Genomic DNA, 15,991 nt, shown 5'->3' on the forward strand with positions numbered 1-15,991 from the left:
TGCATTTCCTCGAAAATGCGCCTGGCGAATGTGTACATGTACGTCCTTGAATTCGTTGTTGCACCGTTAACCTGAATTGGTTCTAGCTTGATGCACTCGAATTCGGGGAGGACATTTCATGACTATTCTGCGACTGAAAGCGCTGCTGGGGGCGGGGTGCTTTTCGCTGGCTTTGATCGGGACGGCGATGAACGCGGCACATGCCGGCGGCATCGAGCGCGGCGGCTACGACATCGACCTTCTGTTCGATCCGGCGCCGTTCGCCACCGAAGCGGAATCGACCTATGTGATGCCGCAACGCAAGCTCAAGAATGCGGTGGACACCAACCCGCTCGACGGCAATTTGACTCCACTGGGCAGCACGGCGAAGGACAGCGAGAGCTATTGGGTGCCGCGGATCGGCGTCAAGGCCCAGATCGTCCAAGGTGTCGACTGTATGTTCGACTATTCCCAGCCTTGGGGTGCGCACACAAATCCGGGTCTTTGGGCCGGTGCCCAGTCCAACATGGAAACCGACATCAAAAGCAACAACTACGCCACAACCTGCTCCTACAAGATGGACGCCGGCAAAGGCCAGGTTCGCTTCATCGGCGGCGTCTACTACCAGGAAGTCTATGGCTTCAAGCAAGACCTGATATCGCCGCTGGTGCCGGATTTCCAGGGAACCGGTCGGGTGGATCTCAAAGGCACCGGCTGGGGCTGGCGCGCCGGCCTCGCCTATGAAATCCCCGAGATCGCGCTGCGCGCGAGTCTCGTCTACAATTCGCGGGTCAAGCTCGACAACATCTCCGGCACGCTGGATTTGACGCATGTTGGCAGCGTGGTGCTGCCGATCTATGGCGCGACGGAATATATGCCGGATACGGTCGAATTGAAATTGCAGTCAGGCATTGCGCCTGGCTGGCTTGCCTTTGGTTCGCTCAAGTGGGTCAATTGGAGCCTGCTGCAGAGTGTTCCGATTTGTGTCGTAGGTACTCCCGCCGCGGCTTGCTTTACAGGCGGTGCTGGTTCTGGTTCAGCTCAGGTCACTTCGCTCGACTTGATGTATCGTGACGGTTGGACCGTTACCGGCGGCATCGGCCACAAGTTCAACGATCAGTGGAGCGCCGCCGGCCAGCTTTCCTGGGATCGCGGCACTTCGCATGGCTATGGCTCGCAGACCGATACCTGGACATTGGGCGGCGGCGTCGCCTTCACACCCAAGCCAAACATTGAGGTTCGTCTGGCGGGTGCGGTCGGTGTGCTGACCAGTGGCCACTCAGGGACGGTGATTGGCGAGAAAGGCTATATCGCCGGCAATGAAGTCAGCTATGACTTCGGCAACGATCTGGTCACGGCAATTTCGGGTGGTATCAAGATCAAGTTTTAAGTCTTTGAAAATTATAACAAAAGGCCGGGCATTGCCCGGCCTTTTTCGTTTGAGTGCGTATTCCCGGTGCTTACGGTATCCAAGCTGCGTTGCATATAAGCCGCACTGGGGCCACCTCGTGCTATTGTGACGTTTTGGCAACACTTTCTGAACAACCCCTGCGCTGGAAGCCGGGCTGAGGAAATTGCCCATTTCCCGCCATAAACCCGGCGCACCTCGATCTTGTCTCGGGACACGCGCCAAAAGGCTCGGCGAGGGGCAGGCCGCTCCGCCCCATTTGCAGGGAAGATGGGGCAAGGAAGAGTATGGACGCCAAAGTCATCTCCAAGGCTAAGCTCCCCAGTCGCCATGTGACCGTCGGTCCGGCGCGTGCGCCGCATCGTTCTTATCTCTATGCGATGGGTTTGTCGGCGGCCGAGATTGCGCAGCCGCTGGTCGGGGTCGCCTCCTGCTGGAACGAGGCGGCGCCCTGCAACATCTCGCTGATGCGCCAGGCACAGGTGGTCAAGAAGGGCGTCGCTGCCGCCAGCGGCACGCCGCGCGAATTCTGCACCATCACCGTCACCGATGGCATCGCCATGGGTCACCAGGGCATGAAGTCGTCGCTGGTGTCGCGCGAGGTCATCGCCGATTCGGTCGAACTCACCATGCGCGGCCATTGCTACGATGCGCTGGTCGGGCTGGCCGGTTGCGACAAGTCGCTGCCCGGCATGATGATGGCCATGGTGCGGCTCAACGTGCCGTCGATCTTCATCTATGGCGGTTCGATCCTGCCCGGCAGCCATCGCGGTCGCCAGATCACCGTGCAGGATGTGTTCGAGGCGGTTGGCCAGCACTCGGTAGGCACCATCGATGATGCCGAACTTCTCGAAATCGAGCAGGCGGCCTGCCCGTCGGCCGGCTCCTGCGGCGCCCAATTCACCGCCAACACCATGGCCACCGTTGCCGAGGCGATCGGCCTGGCGCTGCCCTATTCCTGCGGCGCCCCGGCACCCTATGAAATGCGCGACCGGTTCAATTTCGCCTCGGGCGAAAAGATCATGGAACTGATTGCGAAAAATATCCGGCCGCGCGACATCGTCACGCTGAAGGCGCTGGAGAATGCGGCGACCGTGGTCTCGGCCACCGGCGGTTCGACCAACGCGGCACTACATCTGCCGGCGATCGCCCATGAGGCCGGCATCAAGTTCGACCTGTTCGACGTGGCCAAGATATTCGAGAAGACGCCTTACATCGCCGACCTCAAGCCGGGCGGCAAATATGTCGCCAAGGACATGTTCGAGGCCGGCGGCATTCCGCTGCTGATGAAGACGCTGCTCGACCACGGCTATCTGCATGGCGACTGCATGACCGTGACTGGCCGCACTTTGGCCGAAAACATGCAGCACGTTGTCTGGAATGAGCATCAGGATGTGGTCCGCCCGGCCAACACACCCATTACCCAAACCGGCGGTGTCGTGGGCTTGAAGGGAAACCTTGCCCCCGAAGGCGCGATCGTGAAGGTCGCGGGCATGGCGGAGTTGAAGTTCTCCGGCCCGGCACGCTGCTTCGATTCGGAAGAGGAATGTTTCGAGGCGGTGACGCATCGCAACTACAAGGAAGGCGAGGTTCTCGTCATTCGCTACGAAGGACCGCGCGGCGGCCCCGGCATGCGCGAGATGCTGTCGACGACGGCAGCGCTTTACGGTCAGGGCATGGGCGGCAAGGTGGCGCTGATCACCGACGGGCGCTTCTCGGGTGCGACACGCGGTTTCTGCATCGGCCATGTCGGCCCCGAAGCGGCCGTGGGCGGCCCGATCGGACTGCTCAGGGATGGTGACGTGATCTCGATCGACGCGGTGAACGGCACGATCGACGTGGCGTTGTCCGATAGCGAACTGGCGGCGAGGGCAAAGACATGGAAGGCGCGCGCGACCGATTATCAGTCGGGCGCGATATGGAAATATGCACAGACGGTAGGGCCGGCGCGCGATGGCGCGGTGACCCATCCAGGCGGTGCGAAAGAAACACACTGTTATGCGGACATCTGAGTTGTTGAGGTCGTCTGTCTTTTCGGCACTGGTCGTAGCCGCCACGTTTGGCGCGACCTTTGGCGCCGTGGGCCAGGCCATGGCCTTCGACGACAAGGTGTTCGACGACAAGACCGGGGTGAAGCCGCAATCGAGCCCCTGGGCGGTGTTCCAGTTCGGCTTCTCCGCCTACAAGAACGGCCACAAGGAACAGGCCGCCGAGGCCTACAAATACGCCGCCGAAAACGGCCAGATCGGCGCCACCTGGAAGCTTGCCCGCATGTATGCCGAGGGCGACGGCGTGGCGCGCGACGACTACGAGGCGTTCAAGTTCTTCTCCGAGATCGTCGACCAGGATGTCGAGCCCGGCTCGCCTGAGGAAAGCTATGTCTCCGACGCGCTGGTGGCGCTTGGCGACTATTTGCGCACGGGCATTCCCGGCAGCCCGGTCACCGAGAACGAGGTGGCGGCCCAGGAGTATTACATGCGCGCCGCCGCCAACTACCGCAACCCGAACGCGCAGTTCGAGATGGGGCAGATGTTCCTGAAGGGCGAGGGCGGCGTGAAGGCCAGCGTCAAGCAGGCCGGGCGCTGGTTCCAACTCGCCGCCGAGAAAGGCCATGCCGGTGCACAGGCGACACTGGGCCATCTGTTGTTCCAGAGCGGCAAGATCGTTCGCGGCCTGGCGATGATGACGGCAGCGCTCGAACGCGCTCCGCCGGCTGACCGGCCCTGGATCCGCGGCATGCAGGAAGAGGCATTTGCCACCGCCGGCGAGGCCGACCGACGCACCGCCATCTCGCTGGCCGATGATATCCTCACCAAGGGCAACAACGCGGATCAGTAGTCTCGCGGCCGCGTCAGCTTCACCAGCAGCACTCGATTTTCGATCGTGATCAGTTCTCGATCGGCTCTGTCGGCACCATGCTGGGCACCGGCGTCGAGATCGGCGTGACATGGGGGTGTGGCGCCAGCGTGTTTTCCGGGCAGCTATCCCCGATCTTCGTCCACGAGGTGTTGTTGAGCACCATGTCGCAGCGGGCCAGATGGCTCCGGTCGGCAACCGTCAGGCAGGCGACCTGGCCAAGCTGGTAGGATTTTCCGTTGGCCAGGCATTCCTGGTCGGCAAGTGCCGCCGCAGGAGCGGCCACGGCAAATGCCAGGCCGATCGGACAAAGAGAAAATCGAATGGTCATGGGAACCCCTGCCGCCATGCTGATCCCCATCAAGCGCCGGAATGTGGCTATATGAGGTCCAGCGCAGACGTGCCCGGCGAGGGTTCTCTCAGGCCGGCTGAAGCGCGAGATCGATCGCCACCGGGACGTGATCGGACGGCTTTTCCCAGGCACGCACATGCTTTTCGATCGAGGCCGATGAGAACCGGTTGGCGGCTTCCGGCGACAAAAGCAGATGGTCGATGCGGATGCCGTTGTTCTTCTGCCAGGCGCCGGCCTGATAGTCCCAGAATGTGTAGGTGTCGGGCGCGTCGGTGACCGCGCGCACCGCCTCGGTGAAACCAAGGTTGAGCAGCCTCCGGAAGGATTGTCGCGTCTGCGGCTGGAACAGGGCGTCGCCCAGCCAGTTCTCCGGAAATCGCGCGTCGATCGGCTCGGGAATGACGTTGTAGTCGCCGGCGAGCACCAGAGCCTCCTCCAGTCTCAGCCGCTCTTCGGCCCAGCGCTCGAGCCGCGCCATCCAGGACAGCTTGTAAGGAAACTTCTTCTCGTCATCGATGGGATTGCCGTTCGGCAGATAGAGCGAGGCGACGCGCAAGGCGCCCTTGTCGGTTGAGAAAACGCCTTCGATGAAACGCGCCTGTTCATCGGCATCGTCGCCGGGCAGGCCCCTGATCACCTCGTCGAAGCGCAGCTTCGACAGCAGGGCGACGCCGTTGAAACCCTTTTGGCCGTGGGTTTCGACATTGTAGCCAAGCGCCTCGATCTCGGCGCGCGGGAATTGCTCGTCGACCGACTTGATCTCCTGCAGGCAGACGATGTCGGGCGCGCTCTCCGTCAGCCAATGGGTGAGGTTGCCGATGCGGGCGCGGACACCGTTGATGTTCCAGGTGACGATTTTCATGTCGGTCTCGATGCTGTTAGCTGGGTTCTGGCGGCGGATGGCGTTCGACCAGACCGATCGTATTGCCAGCGGGGTCCTTTAGGAAGGCCATCCACTCGCTTTCTCCCGCTGGACCGAACTGGCCCTCCGTGTCGCGATGGACAAGCGTCGGTGGCGCGGTGAAGGGCACGCCTGCCGCGACCGCCGAAGCATGGAAGTCATCGAGGCCCGATATGTCGAGATAGACGGTTCCGGCCGGTACGCCGTCGGTGAACAGCAGCCTGATTTCTCCAGCCATGATGAAGGCGATGCCCGGCGGATCGAAGCGTGCATGGACGGCCATGCCGAGTACGTCGCGCCAGAAAGCCAGCGTCACGTCGAGGTCACGGCCAGCCGACAGCGCGATCTGACGGACCGCGCCGATAACAGGCATTCTATATGGAGAAACTCGTGCCGCAGCCGCAGGAGGCGACGGCGTTCGGATTGCGGATCTGGAACGACTGACCCATCAGATCGTCGACGAAATCGATCACTGAGCCGCCCATATAGACCAGCGACAGATCGTCGATCAGCACCGTGGCACCGTCCTTCTCGATGGCGACGTCGTCGTCGTTGCGCGTATCGACCAGATCGAACTTGTAGGAGAAGCCCGAGCAGCCGCCGCCTTCGACCGAAACGCGCAGCGCCGTCTTGCCGGCCTCGTTCGAGACAATCCTAGCGATCCGCTTGGCGGCGGCCTCGGTCATATCGACTTTCATGGCAGTCTTGGCATCAGCGCCCATGGGCGTCACCTTGCTTTCGGTTTCACATGATAGGTATGAAGCGCGAGGGGCCAAGTCAACCTGGCTAAGTCAAACGCGGCAGCAGCAGCCATGACCAATGAGTTGGGCGACATCGGATTCGGCTATCGGCCACGCGCCGCCTATGCCTGCGATCCGGCAAACTCGCGCGGACGGCTGTTCGACGAGGTGGAAAGCCCGACCCGCACGCCATTCCAGCGTGACCGTGACCGCATCATCCATTCGACGGCCTTCCGCCGGCTGAAGCACAAGACGCAGGTCTTCATCGCCCATGAAGGCGATCACTACCGCACCCGCCTTACCCATTCGATCGAAGTGGCGCAGATTGCGCGCGCCCTGGCACGTGCGCTGCGCGGCGACGAGGATCTGGCCGAGGCGGTGGCGCTGGTGCATGATTTCGGCCACACGCCCTTCGGCCACACCGGCGAGGACGCGCTGAACGAGAAGATGGCCACCTGGGGCGGTTTCGACCACAACGCACAATCGCTGCGCATCGTGACAAGGCTGGAGGCGCGCTACGCCGAATTCGACGGGCTGAACCTGACCTGGGAAACGCTGGAAGGCCTGGTCAAGCACAATGGGCCGCTGACGGATGCCAACGGTAAGGGTCTGAAAGGGCCGGTGCCACAGGCGATCCGTGATTATTCCGAACTGCACGATCTCGAACTCGACCGGTTCGCCGGCATCGAGGCGCAGTGCGCGGCGATCGCCGACGATATCGCCTACAACACGCATGACATCGACGACGGCTTGAGGGCAGGGCTGCTGACGCTGGACATGCTGGAGACGGTTTTGCTGCCGGGAACCATCCTGAAAGGCGTTCGTGCACGCTATCCCTCCCTCGATGCCGTGCGCACCGGCCACGAGCTGATGCGGCGGCAGATCACCGCCATGGTCGAGGACGTGATCAAGTCGACGACCGCCAATCTCGATCGCATCAGGCCGCGGAGCGCCGATGCGGTGAGGGCAGCTGGCGAGACGATGGTGGTTTTCTCGGCCGAAATGGCTGCCTTGGAGAAAGAACTGAAGGCCTTTCTGTACAAGCATCTTTATCGGCACGCGGAGGTTATGCGGGTGCGCGCGGATGCCGAGCAGATCGTCAAGGATCTGTTCGACGCCTATTTCGCCGATCCGCGCGCCATGCCGGATGGCTGGCGCGAGGGGCTGGATCGGGCCGATGATCGCATCAAGGCGCGCAGCGTCGCCGACTTCCTGGCGGGTATGACCGACACCTACGCGCTCAAGGAGCACCGGCGTTTGTTTGACCATACGCCTGAATTGGGCTAGGGCGGGCTCGATTTTGCCGGCCAACGAGCCGGATTCGCTGCAAAGCCGCAAGAGCCAGACCTCAGAGTCACACAAATGAACATCTTCGCCGATTTCACCGCGCGAATCATAAAAGCCGTCGAAGCGCTTGATCTGAAAGACAAAGATGGCGTTTCGCCTGACCTTTCCCGCATTGCCGTCGAGCCGCCGCGCGACGCCAGCCATGGTGACCTGGCGACCAATGCGGCGATGGTGCTGGCCAAGCCGACCGGCCAGAACCCGCGCGCGCTGGCCGAAAGGCTGGCGCAGGCGCTGCGCGACGACAAGGATGTCGCGGCAACAGAGGTGGCCGGCCCCGGTTTCGTCAATCTCAGGCTGAAGGACGGCTTCTGGCAGGCACATCTGACCGCACTGCTCGGCGAGGGCCGCAGCTATGGCCGCTCGACAGTTGGCGGCGGCAGGAAGACCAATGTCGAATATGTCTCGGCCAATCCGACCGGGCCGATGCATGTCGGCCATTGCCGGGGTGCTGTCGTCGGCGACGCGCTCGCCAATCTGATGGCCTTCGCCGGTTACGACGTGACCAAGGAATATGTCATCAACGACGCCGGCTCGCAGATCGACGTGCTCGGCCGTTCCGCATTCCTGCGTTACCGCGAAGCGCTGGGCGACGATATCGGTGAAATACCCGCCGGTCTCTATCCCGGCGATTACCTGGTGCCAGTCGGCCAGGCGCTGGTCCAGGAATTCGGCCGCTCGCTTCTGCAGATGCCCGATGACGAGGCGCTCGCCATCGTCAAGGACCGCACCATCGATGCGATGATGGCGATGATCCGCGAGGACCTGGCGATGCTCAACGTGCATCACAACGTGTTCTTCTCCGAGCGCACGCTGCACGCCGACAATGCCAGGAAGATCCGCTCCGCGATCAACGATCTGACGCTGAAGGGCCATATCTACAAGGGCAAGCTGCCGCCGCCCAAGGGCGAAAAACCTGACGATTGGGAGGACCGCGAGCAGACGCTGTTCCGCTCGACCGCGGTGGGCGACGACATGGACCGGGCGCTGGTCAAGTCCGATGGTTCGTTCACCTATTTCGCCGCCGACGTCGCTTATCTCAAGGACAAGGTCGATCGCGGCTTCGTCGACCTGATCTATGTGCTCGGCGCCGACCATGGCGGCTATGTCAAACGGCTGGAAGCCCTGGCGCGGGCGATTGCCGGCGACGAGGTGAAGCTCACTGTCCTGCTGTGCAATCTGGTCAAGCTGTTTCGCGAGGGCGAACCGGTGCGCATGTCGAAGCGGTCGGGCGATTTCGTGACGTTGCGCGAAGTGGTGGAGGAGGTGGGCCGCGACGCGATCCGCTTCATGATGCTCTATCGCAAGAACGATGCGCCGCTGGATTTCGATTTCGCCAAGGTGACCGAGCAGTCCAAGGACAACCCGGTGTTCTATGTGCAGTACGCTTCTGCGCGCTGCCATTCGGTGTTCCGGCAGGCGAGCGAGCAACTGGGCGAAGCCAATTTCGACCGCAACAGCCTGGCCTCGGCGGCGGCATTGCTGACCGACGAGGGCGAGATCGGCCTGATCCGCAAGCTTGCCGAGTACCCGCGTCTCATCGAGTCCGCCGCCCTTGCGCTCGAGCCGCACAGGCTGGCATTCTACCTCTATGATCTGGCTTCCAGCTTCCACGGACACTGGAACCGTGGCACGGATAATCCGGACTTACGTTTTGTTAAGGTTAACGACCGACAATTGACGCATGCCAGACTAGGGCTGGTGCAGGCTGTTTCGGACGTTGTGACGTCCGGCCTGACGTTGATCGGAGCCGCCGCGCCCACCGAAATGCGTTAGGTTTGACTAAATAACCTGTCACCTTTTGCCCACATTGCGCTGGTAAGGGCCAACCCTACGCGACGTCCATGGCGTCCGAATGAGTGCGAGTTCGGGAACAATAATGGCAGACAGAACCCACCTGAGAGTAGCCGACAACAACGACATCGCTGACGATGATCCGTTCGCGGAACTGACCAGGATCATGGGATTCGACCCGCGCCAGCCGGTCAGGCCGCAGTCGCCCGCCCAGCCGCAGGCCCCAGCCGCCGGTCACGGGCTCGAAGAGGGCGATTTCGATATCGATCTCGAGAAAGAAATGATGGGCGAGTTCGGCGCTGACGACAGCGACGCCGCTCCGGTTGTGCAGACTCAGCAGACTCATGAGCCGAGCTTCGTGCATGAGCCGGCATTCGAAGCGGCTGACGCCAGCGGGATGGACGATGAGCTTTCGGTGTCGCTCGACGACGATTTCCAACTGGACATGGCTGAGATCGACGACCACGTCGCCGGCGCCAGCCATGCGGTCGCAACTGAAGCCGCGCCGTCCGTCGAGCCGGCTTTCGCGTCTGATTTCAGTGATGCCGTCGCCGGTTCGCTTGAGGACGTGTCCCCCTTCGAGGACGATCAGTCGATGGCGGACGAGCTTGCCGCCTCGCTCGACCAGGACCTTCGGATCGATGAGGGAACCGAAGAAGCCCAGTACGCCGTTGCCGACACGCCCGCTTCTGTCGAGCCAGTTGCCTCCGATGACGAATTCGACGATGCGGTGGCAGTGTCGCTTGAAGACGAGCTGATGCTCGACGACCATTCGGCGGCGGAACAGTCATTCATGGCGGCCGATCCCGTCGAGCATGACATGCCGGAGCGGGCGGCGGCGCTTGACGGCAAGGCAATCTCCGACGAGAGCTTTGCCGGCCATTTCGACGATGGCATGGCCGATGTCGATATGGATTTCGACGTTCGCGCGGATGAGCCGACCGCCTTCGACGAGCCGGAAGCGCATGAAGTGCTTGCCGATGCTGCGGACTCAACAGGCGAGATTTCCAACCCTGAAGGCCTGTCGGACGATGCTTTCGACCTGAATTTGGACGACGCGCTTGCCGAGACGGCCGAAGAGCCGATCGCCGAGGTTGCTGCCGCTACGGTCCAGCCGGAGCCGGCGGTGCACGCCTCGATCGCGGACGAACGGAGCCTGGAAGACGAGTTGAATGCGCTGCTGGGTGCCATGACTTCCCGCACGGCGCCGGTGGCCAGCGAGCCTGTCACGGCTCAGCCGGCTGTCGCTGCCTTGCCGCCTGTTGCCGAGCCCGCTGAGGAACCGGCCGACCTTGTCGGCGACCTCGACTGGGATCTTGACGAATCCACGCCTGAGCAGAATCGACGTGTTGGCACGGCGCAAGCGGCCGACGCGGATATTGACGATCTTATGCTTGATGAACTCCAAGATCCGAATTCGGACACCATTGGCGATGTCGATTTCGACGATGATGCGTTGGACGCGGCTTTGGCCCAGGGTCTTGATCCGCGTGACGAAGCCGCTCCCCGGGACGATTCGGCGGATTCTCTCGATTGGCTTGCGGAGCGTTCCCAACCGACAGAGCCGACGCGTTCGTGGAGCCGCGTGACGCCGGTTCCGCAGCAGCCGTCATTCAGCGCACAACCTGCGTTTAGCGCTCAGCCGGCCGCTTCGATGGCATCCATGGCCGCAGCGCCGGCCGTCGCCGCCATGACGTCCTATCGTTCGTCCGAGCCTGTCGAGGCCGTGGCTCCCGCTGCCCCAGTATCGGCGCCGCAATCGCGCCAGCCGGAGCGTTACGAAGACATGCCCGATGTCGAGACGGTCGATGTGCCCGAGCGTGTCGTGGCGCTGGCGGACGATCTCGATATTCCCGAGCTGCACTTCGAGGAAGACCAGCCGGCGTCGCCTGGCTACGACGATCTCGATGCCGAGTTCTCCAGCCTTCTCTCCGAGATGAACGCGGTGGAGGTTGCTGCCGCCCCCACAGGCAACGTGGCCGGCGCATCTTACGATGATGACTCCTATGCCGCGGGCTTCAAGCCGGGCTATGACAGCCTCAAGCCAGGCTATGACGGTGCCAAGTCGGGCTATGATGGGATCAAGTCGGGCTATGAGCCGGAAGCGCGGACCTATGCGGCGCGGCCGATGGACATGTCTGCCCGCGCGGCGGCGCCCACGGGTTATGCCGACGCCTCTGGCTTCGACCTCGACAGTCTGCCAGGGAGCCAGCCGGTTTCCCAAGCCGACGATTTCACCGTCGACGAACTCGACTACGATCCCGAACTTGACGAGGCTATGGCTGTTCCGGGGCTCGGCGAGCGTGAGGCCGCGAGGCCGTCGCGCGGACGCGGCCTGTTCATCGCCGCGATTGTCGGTGCGGTCGCGGTCGCGGGCGGTCTCGGTGCCTTTGCGCTGTCCTTTGGCGGCAAGGGCGGCAGCGAAGCGCCTGTCATCGTCAAGGCCGACAACGCGCCGATCAAGGTCAAGCCGGAGAATCCGGGCGGCGCTGTGGTGCCCAACCAGGACAACAAGGTCTATGATGCTGTCAGGGGCGCAAAGCCGGCCGAGCCGGTCCAGGAAAAGCTGGTCACCAACACCGAAGAGCCGGTGGACGTGCAGGCGAAGGACCCGGCCCGCGCCATCGATCTTTCGCCGGACCAGAATGCAGCCACCGCTGGAACCGATGTCGGCAATGCCGCGCCGATGGCCGGCGCCGCTTCGGCCGACAATACGGCGCCAGCGCCCAAGTCCGAGGACCGCATCGCGCAGGTGCTGCAGGATGCCGACAAGGGCACAAATGCCGATGTCGTCGCCGTTGCGCCGCGCAAGGTGAGGACCATGGTGGTCAAGTCGGACGGTTCGCTGGTGCCGCGTGAAGATCCGGCGGCGCCAGCCGCTCCACAAGTGGCCGCTACCGAGCCGGTCGATCCGGCGCCGCAGCATGTTGCCCCGGCGGCGCAAGCCGATGCGGACCAGACCGGCACCGTGGCGCCTGCCGCCGCCCAGACGGACGACGAGCCGGCCCTCAAGCCGGTGGCCAAGCCGAAGGCCGAGGCCAAGGCCCAATCGGCCAACACGCCGGCAAAGGTTCCGCTCGCGCCGCAGCGTCCGTCCGACCAGCCGGTCGACGTCGTGGGCGAGGTCAAGCCCGATCAGGTTGCGTCCATCGATCCGGCATCGACCGCGGCCGGCGGTGGCTCGTGGTCGATGCAGATCGCCTCGCAGCCGACCGTCGAAAGCGCCCAGTCCAGCTATCAGGATCTGCAGCGCCGCTATGGCAGCGTGCTTGCCGGGCGCACCGCCAACATCGTCAAGGCCGAGATCGCCGGCAAAGGCACGTTCTACCGCGTGCGCGTTCCGGCCCAGTCCCGCAATGACGCCATCAATTTGTGCACCAGCTACAAGGCCGCCGGCGGCAACTGCTTCGTCTCGCGCTAAAGCCGGAGCCAACCAATTAAAGCCGGCGCGGTCCACCGCGCCGGCTTTTTCATGGGGAAAGCAGATCCGGCGTTGCCCTGGATAAATCCCTGACGATTCCCTTTGATTGCACAAAGCCCTAAACTGCCGACATGACCGAATCAAAATCCATGATCCTCGGCTGTGCCGGGAAATCGCTCACCCGCGAAGAAATCAATTTCTATCGCAATGAATGCCCGTGGGCCTTCATCCTGTTTGCGCGCAACATCGGCGAGACCGAACAGATCCGCGATCTGGTCGCCGAGATGCGGGACTGCATTGGGCGTCCGGACGCGCTGGTGTTCATCGATCAGGAAGGCGGCCGTGTGCAGCGCTTGCGACCGCCGCTGGCGCCGAACTATCCCGCCGGCGGCGCGCTCGGCGCGCTGTGGCGCGACGATCATGATGCCGGCGCCCGGGCGGCCTGGCTGATGGCGCGGCTGCATGCTTTCGACCTGCTGCGCTACGGCATCACAGCCGATTGCCTGCCGGTGCTCGACGTGCCGATCGAAGGCGCGAGCGATGTCATTGGCGCGCGCGCCTATGGCAAGGACCCGCGGCCGGTGATCGAGCTCGGCCGCGCAGCCGCGGAAGGGCTGATGTCGGGCGGCGTGCTGCCGGTCATGAAGCATATTCCGGGTCATGGACGTGCCTTTGCCGACACGCATTTCGAACTGCCAGTGGTCAATGCATCGCTCAGTGATCTGCAGCGGCATGATTTCGCCCCGTTCAAGGAGCTTAGCCATCTGCCGATGGCGATGACAGCCCATGTCGTCTACAGCGCGATAGACCCCAACAATCCGGCGACCACCTCCGGCAAGGTCATCGACGAGATCATCCGGCGCGAAATCGGCTTCGACGGACTGCTGATGAGCGACGACACCTCGATGAAGGCACTTTCTGGGGATTTCCCGACAAAGGCGGCCTCGATCCTTGCGGCGGGCTGCGATCTGGTCCTTCACTGCAACGGCGTTTTCGAGGAGATGGCCGGCATCGCATCGCGCACCACCGGGCTTGAGGGCACGTCGCTGGAGCGCGCAAAGCGGGCGCTGACCTATATAAACAACCGTGACACGGTTGAAGAAACCGAAATTCGTGCCGAATTCGCCACCTTCTTCGATGCGGTGGCATAGCAAAGGGAAAGTGAGAGGCAGTGGCGGAAACATTGGAAAGCAAGGCCGCAAAGGCCGCACCGATGGACCGTCTGTGGGCCGAGAATGACGATTCACGCGTCACCGGCGACCCGTCTCTGGTCGTCGACGTGGCCGGCTTCGAAGGTCCGCTCGATCTTCTGCTGCATCTTGCCCGTACCCAGAAGGTCGATCTGGCGCGCATTTCGATCCTGGCACTGGTCGAGCAATATCTGACCTTTGTCGAGACGGCGAGGGCGCTCAGGCTGGAGCTTGCCGCCGACTATCTGGTGATGGCGGCGTGGCTGGCCTTCCTCAAGTCGAAGCTCCTGATCCCCAAGCAGCCCGGCGACGAGGGCGAAAGCGGCGAGGAACTGGCGGCGGTGCTGCAGTTCCGTCTGAAGCGGCTGGAAGCCATGCGCGACGCCTCGGCGCGCCTGGTCAACCGCAACCGGCTCGGCCGCGACGTGTTCGCGCGCGGCATGCCGGAAATGGTCATCGTCGAAAAGCGTAACGCCTATTCGGCCTCGCTCTACGATCTCTTGACCGCCTATGCCCAGCAGCGGCAGAAGCAGGCGATCAACAATGTGACGATCGCCAGGCGTGGCGTCTGGTCGCTCAAGGACGCGCGCGACATCCTGACTCGCCTGGTCGGGGCTGCAAGCGACTGGACGGCGCTGGAAAGTTTTCTAATCGCATACATGACCAGCCCCGAGGAGCGGCGCACGGCGATCGCCAGCTCGTTTGCGGCCACGCTGGAGCTGGTGCGCGACGGCACGATGGACGTGCGGCAGGATCAGACGTTCGCGCCGATCTACCTGCGCGGCCGCACGCAGGCAATCAAGGCAGTCGAGGTGGCATCATGAGCGAACGCGCCAACGCTTCGGTTGTCCCGTTCAAGGTCGGCGATGAACCCGAAGAGGAGTCGCTTTCCCAGGATCCGGCCGAGCAGCAGCTACAAAACCCGGCCGAGCGGCTGCATCTGGCCGAGGCCGTGCGCATGGCCGAGGCGATCGTGTTCGCCAGCGCCGAACCCGTCAGCGAAAAGCAGCTTGCGGCACGCCTCCCTGACGGCATCAACATCGTCCTGGCCATGGCCGAGCTGCAGCAGATCTATGCGCGGCGCGGCGTCAATCTGGTGCGTGTCGGCGACGCCTGGGCGTTCCGCACCGCCGGCGACCTGGCTTTCCTGATGAGCCGCGATACCGTCCAGCAAAGGAAGCTCTCCCGCGCGGCCCTCGAAGTGCTGGCGATCATCGCCTATCACCAGCCGGTGACACGGGCCGAGATCGAGGACATCCGCGGCGTCGAAACCTCGAAAGGCACGCTCGACACGCTGCTGGAAACGGAATGGGTGCGCATGCGCGGTCGGCGAAAGACGCCCGGACGCCCGGTCACCTACGGCACGACGGAGACCTTCCTCGACCATTTCGCGCTGGAAGAGATCCGCGATCTTCCCGGCATGGAGGAACTGAAGGGCGCCGGACTGCTTTCGGGCCGCATGCCGTCGAATTTCTCCATTCCGCAGCCGCCGGCCGATCCCGACGCATTGACCGACGACGAGGATGCGCTGACCGATATCGATCTCGAGGAACTCGGCCTGCTGACGCCCCGCGTCACGGAAGATTGACTGGCATTGGCGGCCAACTTGATAAGGATGCGCGGATTCGTAGCGGGCCTTCGCGTCGAAAATGCGTGACATCCGCCACCCTTTCATAAACTCTGTCGCAGTTGTGTTTGAATCCCAACGCGAAAACGCATAGATCATCGCCAGGGAAAACATTCGAGAGAGATTTGCTATGGGTTCATTTTCGATTTGGCACTGGATGATCGTGCTGGTGATCGTGCTTTTGGTGTTCGGCCGCGGCAAGATTCCCGAGCTGATGGGCGACATGGCCAAGGGCATCAAGAGCTTCAAGAAGGGCATGGCCGACGACGATGTTGCCGAAGACAAGCGCACCGTCGAACATCGCGCCGACGAGACCGTTGCGGCCGCGAAGGAAAAAGCCAGCAAGAGCTGAGCCCAAGGTTCTAGTCGGAACAGAGTG

At 62.9% G+C, this 15,991-nt stretch carries 14 protein-coding genes; 10 read left to right on the forward strand and 4 right to left on the reverse strand.

What is annotated here, in order from left to right; all coding sequences use genetic code 11:
* Positions 1-118 precede the first annotated feature (118 nt).
* From EOA16_RS13775 to EOA16_RS13785, 3 genes are all read left to right on the forward strand, one after another.
* Entirely contained in the window at positions 119-1,369 is a 1,251-nt protein-coding gene (locus EOA16_RS13775; RefSeq protein ID WP_127258700.1) for an OmpP1/FadL family transporter, read from the forward strand.
* 305 nt (positions 1,370-1,674) lie between these two features.
* The gene (gene ilvD / locus EOA16_RS13780) at positions 1,675-3,399 is read left to right on the forward strand and encodes a dihydroxy-acid dehydratase (protein WP_127258702.1); all 1,725 of its coding nucleotides are present in this window, start codon (positions 1,675-1,677) and stop codon (positions 3,397-3,399) included.
* Positions 3,386-4,225 carry a tetratricopeptide repeat protein gene (locus EOA16_RS13785; RefSeq protein ID WP_127258704.1) on the forward strand — a complete coding sequence of 280 codons (840 nt, stop codon included), beginning with the start codon at positions 3,386-3,388 and terminating at the stop codon, positions 4,223-4,225. The genes ilvD and EOA16_RS13785 overlap by 14 nt, the downstream gene beginning before the upstream one ends.
* Before the next feature lie 49 nt (positions 4,226-4,274).
* Here EOA16_RS13785 and EOA16_RS13790 read toward each other — a convergent pair whose 3' ends face one another.
* The 4 genes from EOA16_RS13790 to erpA all read right to left on the reverse strand — a co-directional run bounded on the left by EOA16_RS13790 (position 4,275) and on the right by erpA (position 6,218).
* Complete coding sequence (locus EOA16_RS13790) at positions 4,275-4,592, reverse strand: hypothetical protein (protein WP_164754253.1); 318 nt, start codon at positions 4,590-4,592, stop codon at positions 4,275-4,277.
* A 70-nt stretch (positions 4,593-4,662) separates the two neighbouring features.
* The gene (xth, locus tag EOA16_RS13795; RefSeq protein ID WP_127258708.1) at positions 4,663-5,457 is read right to left on the reverse strand and encodes an exodeoxyribonuclease III; all 795 of its coding nucleotides are present in this window, start codon (positions 5,455-5,457) and stop codon (positions 4,663-4,665) included.
* A gap of 16 nt (positions 5,458-5,473) precedes the next feature.
* Positions 5,474-5,869, reverse strand: coding sequence for a VOC family protein (locus EOA16_RS13800; protein ID WP_127258710.1), 396 nt, complete (start codon positions 5,867-5,869; stop codon positions 5,474-5,476).
* A 1-nt stretch (position 5,870) separates the two neighbouring features.
* On the reverse strand, positions 5,871-6,218 hold the full coding sequence (gene erpA, locus EOA16_RS13805; RefSeq protein ID WP_013531288.1) for an iron-sulfur cluster insertion protein ErpA: 348 nt from the start codon (positions 6,216-6,218) through the stop codon (positions 5,871-5,873).
* Positions 6,219-6,308: 90 nt separating this feature from the next.
* Here erpA and EOA16_RS13810 point away from each other — a divergent pair, with 90 nt between their 5' ends.
* The 7 genes from EOA16_RS13810 to EOA16_RS13840 all read left to right on the forward strand — a co-directional run bounded on the left by EOA16_RS13810 (position 6,309) and on the right by EOA16_RS13840 (position 15,964).
* A complete protein-coding gene (locus EOA16_RS13810) occupies positions 6,309-7,523 on the forward strand; it encodes a deoxyguanosinetriphosphate triphosphohydrolase (RefSeq protein ID WP_127258711.1) in 1,215 nt (404 codons plus the stop codon).
* Between the two features lie 75 nt (positions 7,524-7,598).
* A complete protein-coding gene (gene argS, locus EOA16_RS13815) occupies positions 7,599-9,356 on the forward strand; it encodes an arginine--tRNA ligase (RefSeq protein ID WP_127258713.1) in 1,758 nt (585 codons plus the stop codon).
* Between the two features lie 103 nt (positions 9,357-9,459).
* Positions 9,460-12,795 carry an SPOR domain-containing protein gene (locus tag EOA16_RS13820; RefSeq protein ID WP_127258715.1) on the forward strand — a complete coding sequence of 1,112 codons (3,336 nt, stop codon included), beginning with the start codon at positions 9,460-9,462 and terminating at the stop codon, positions 12,793-12,795.
* Between the two features lie 131 nt (positions 12,796-12,926).
* Positions 12,927-13,946: a beta-N-acetylhexosaminidase gene (gene nagZ, locus EOA16_RS13825; protein WP_127258716.1), complete on the forward strand. Its 1,020-nt coding sequence runs from the start codon at positions 12,927-12,929 to the stop codon at positions 13,944-13,946.
* Between the two features lie 62 nt (positions 13,947-14,008).
* A complete protein-coding gene (locus EOA16_RS13830) occupies positions 14,009-14,809 on the forward strand; it encodes a ScpA family protein (RefSeq protein WP_050596706.1) in 801 nt (266 codons plus the stop codon).
* On the forward strand, positions 14,806-15,573 hold the full coding sequence (gene scpB, locus EOA16_RS13835) for an SMC-Scp complex subunit ScpB (RefSeq protein WP_127258718.1): 768 nt from the start codon (positions 14,806-14,808) through the stop codon (positions 15,571-15,573). Before EOA16_RS13830 ends, scpB begins: the two co-directional genes overlap by 4 nt.
* Positions 15,574-15,742: 169 nt before the next feature.
* The gene (locus EOA16_RS13840; protein WP_013531295.1) at positions 15,743-15,964 is read left to right on the forward strand and encodes a twin-arginine translocase TatA/TatE family subunit; all 222 of its coding nucleotides are present in this window, start codon (positions 15,743-15,745) and stop codon (positions 15,962-15,964) included.
* The last annotated feature ends 27 nt before the right edge of the window (positions 15,965-15,991 follow it).

This window comes from Mesorhizobium sp. M7A.F.Ca.US.008.03.1.1 (assembly GCF_003997495.1).
GTDB lineage: Bacteria > Pseudomonadota > Alphaproteobacteria > Rhizobiales > Rhizobiaceae > Mesorhizobium.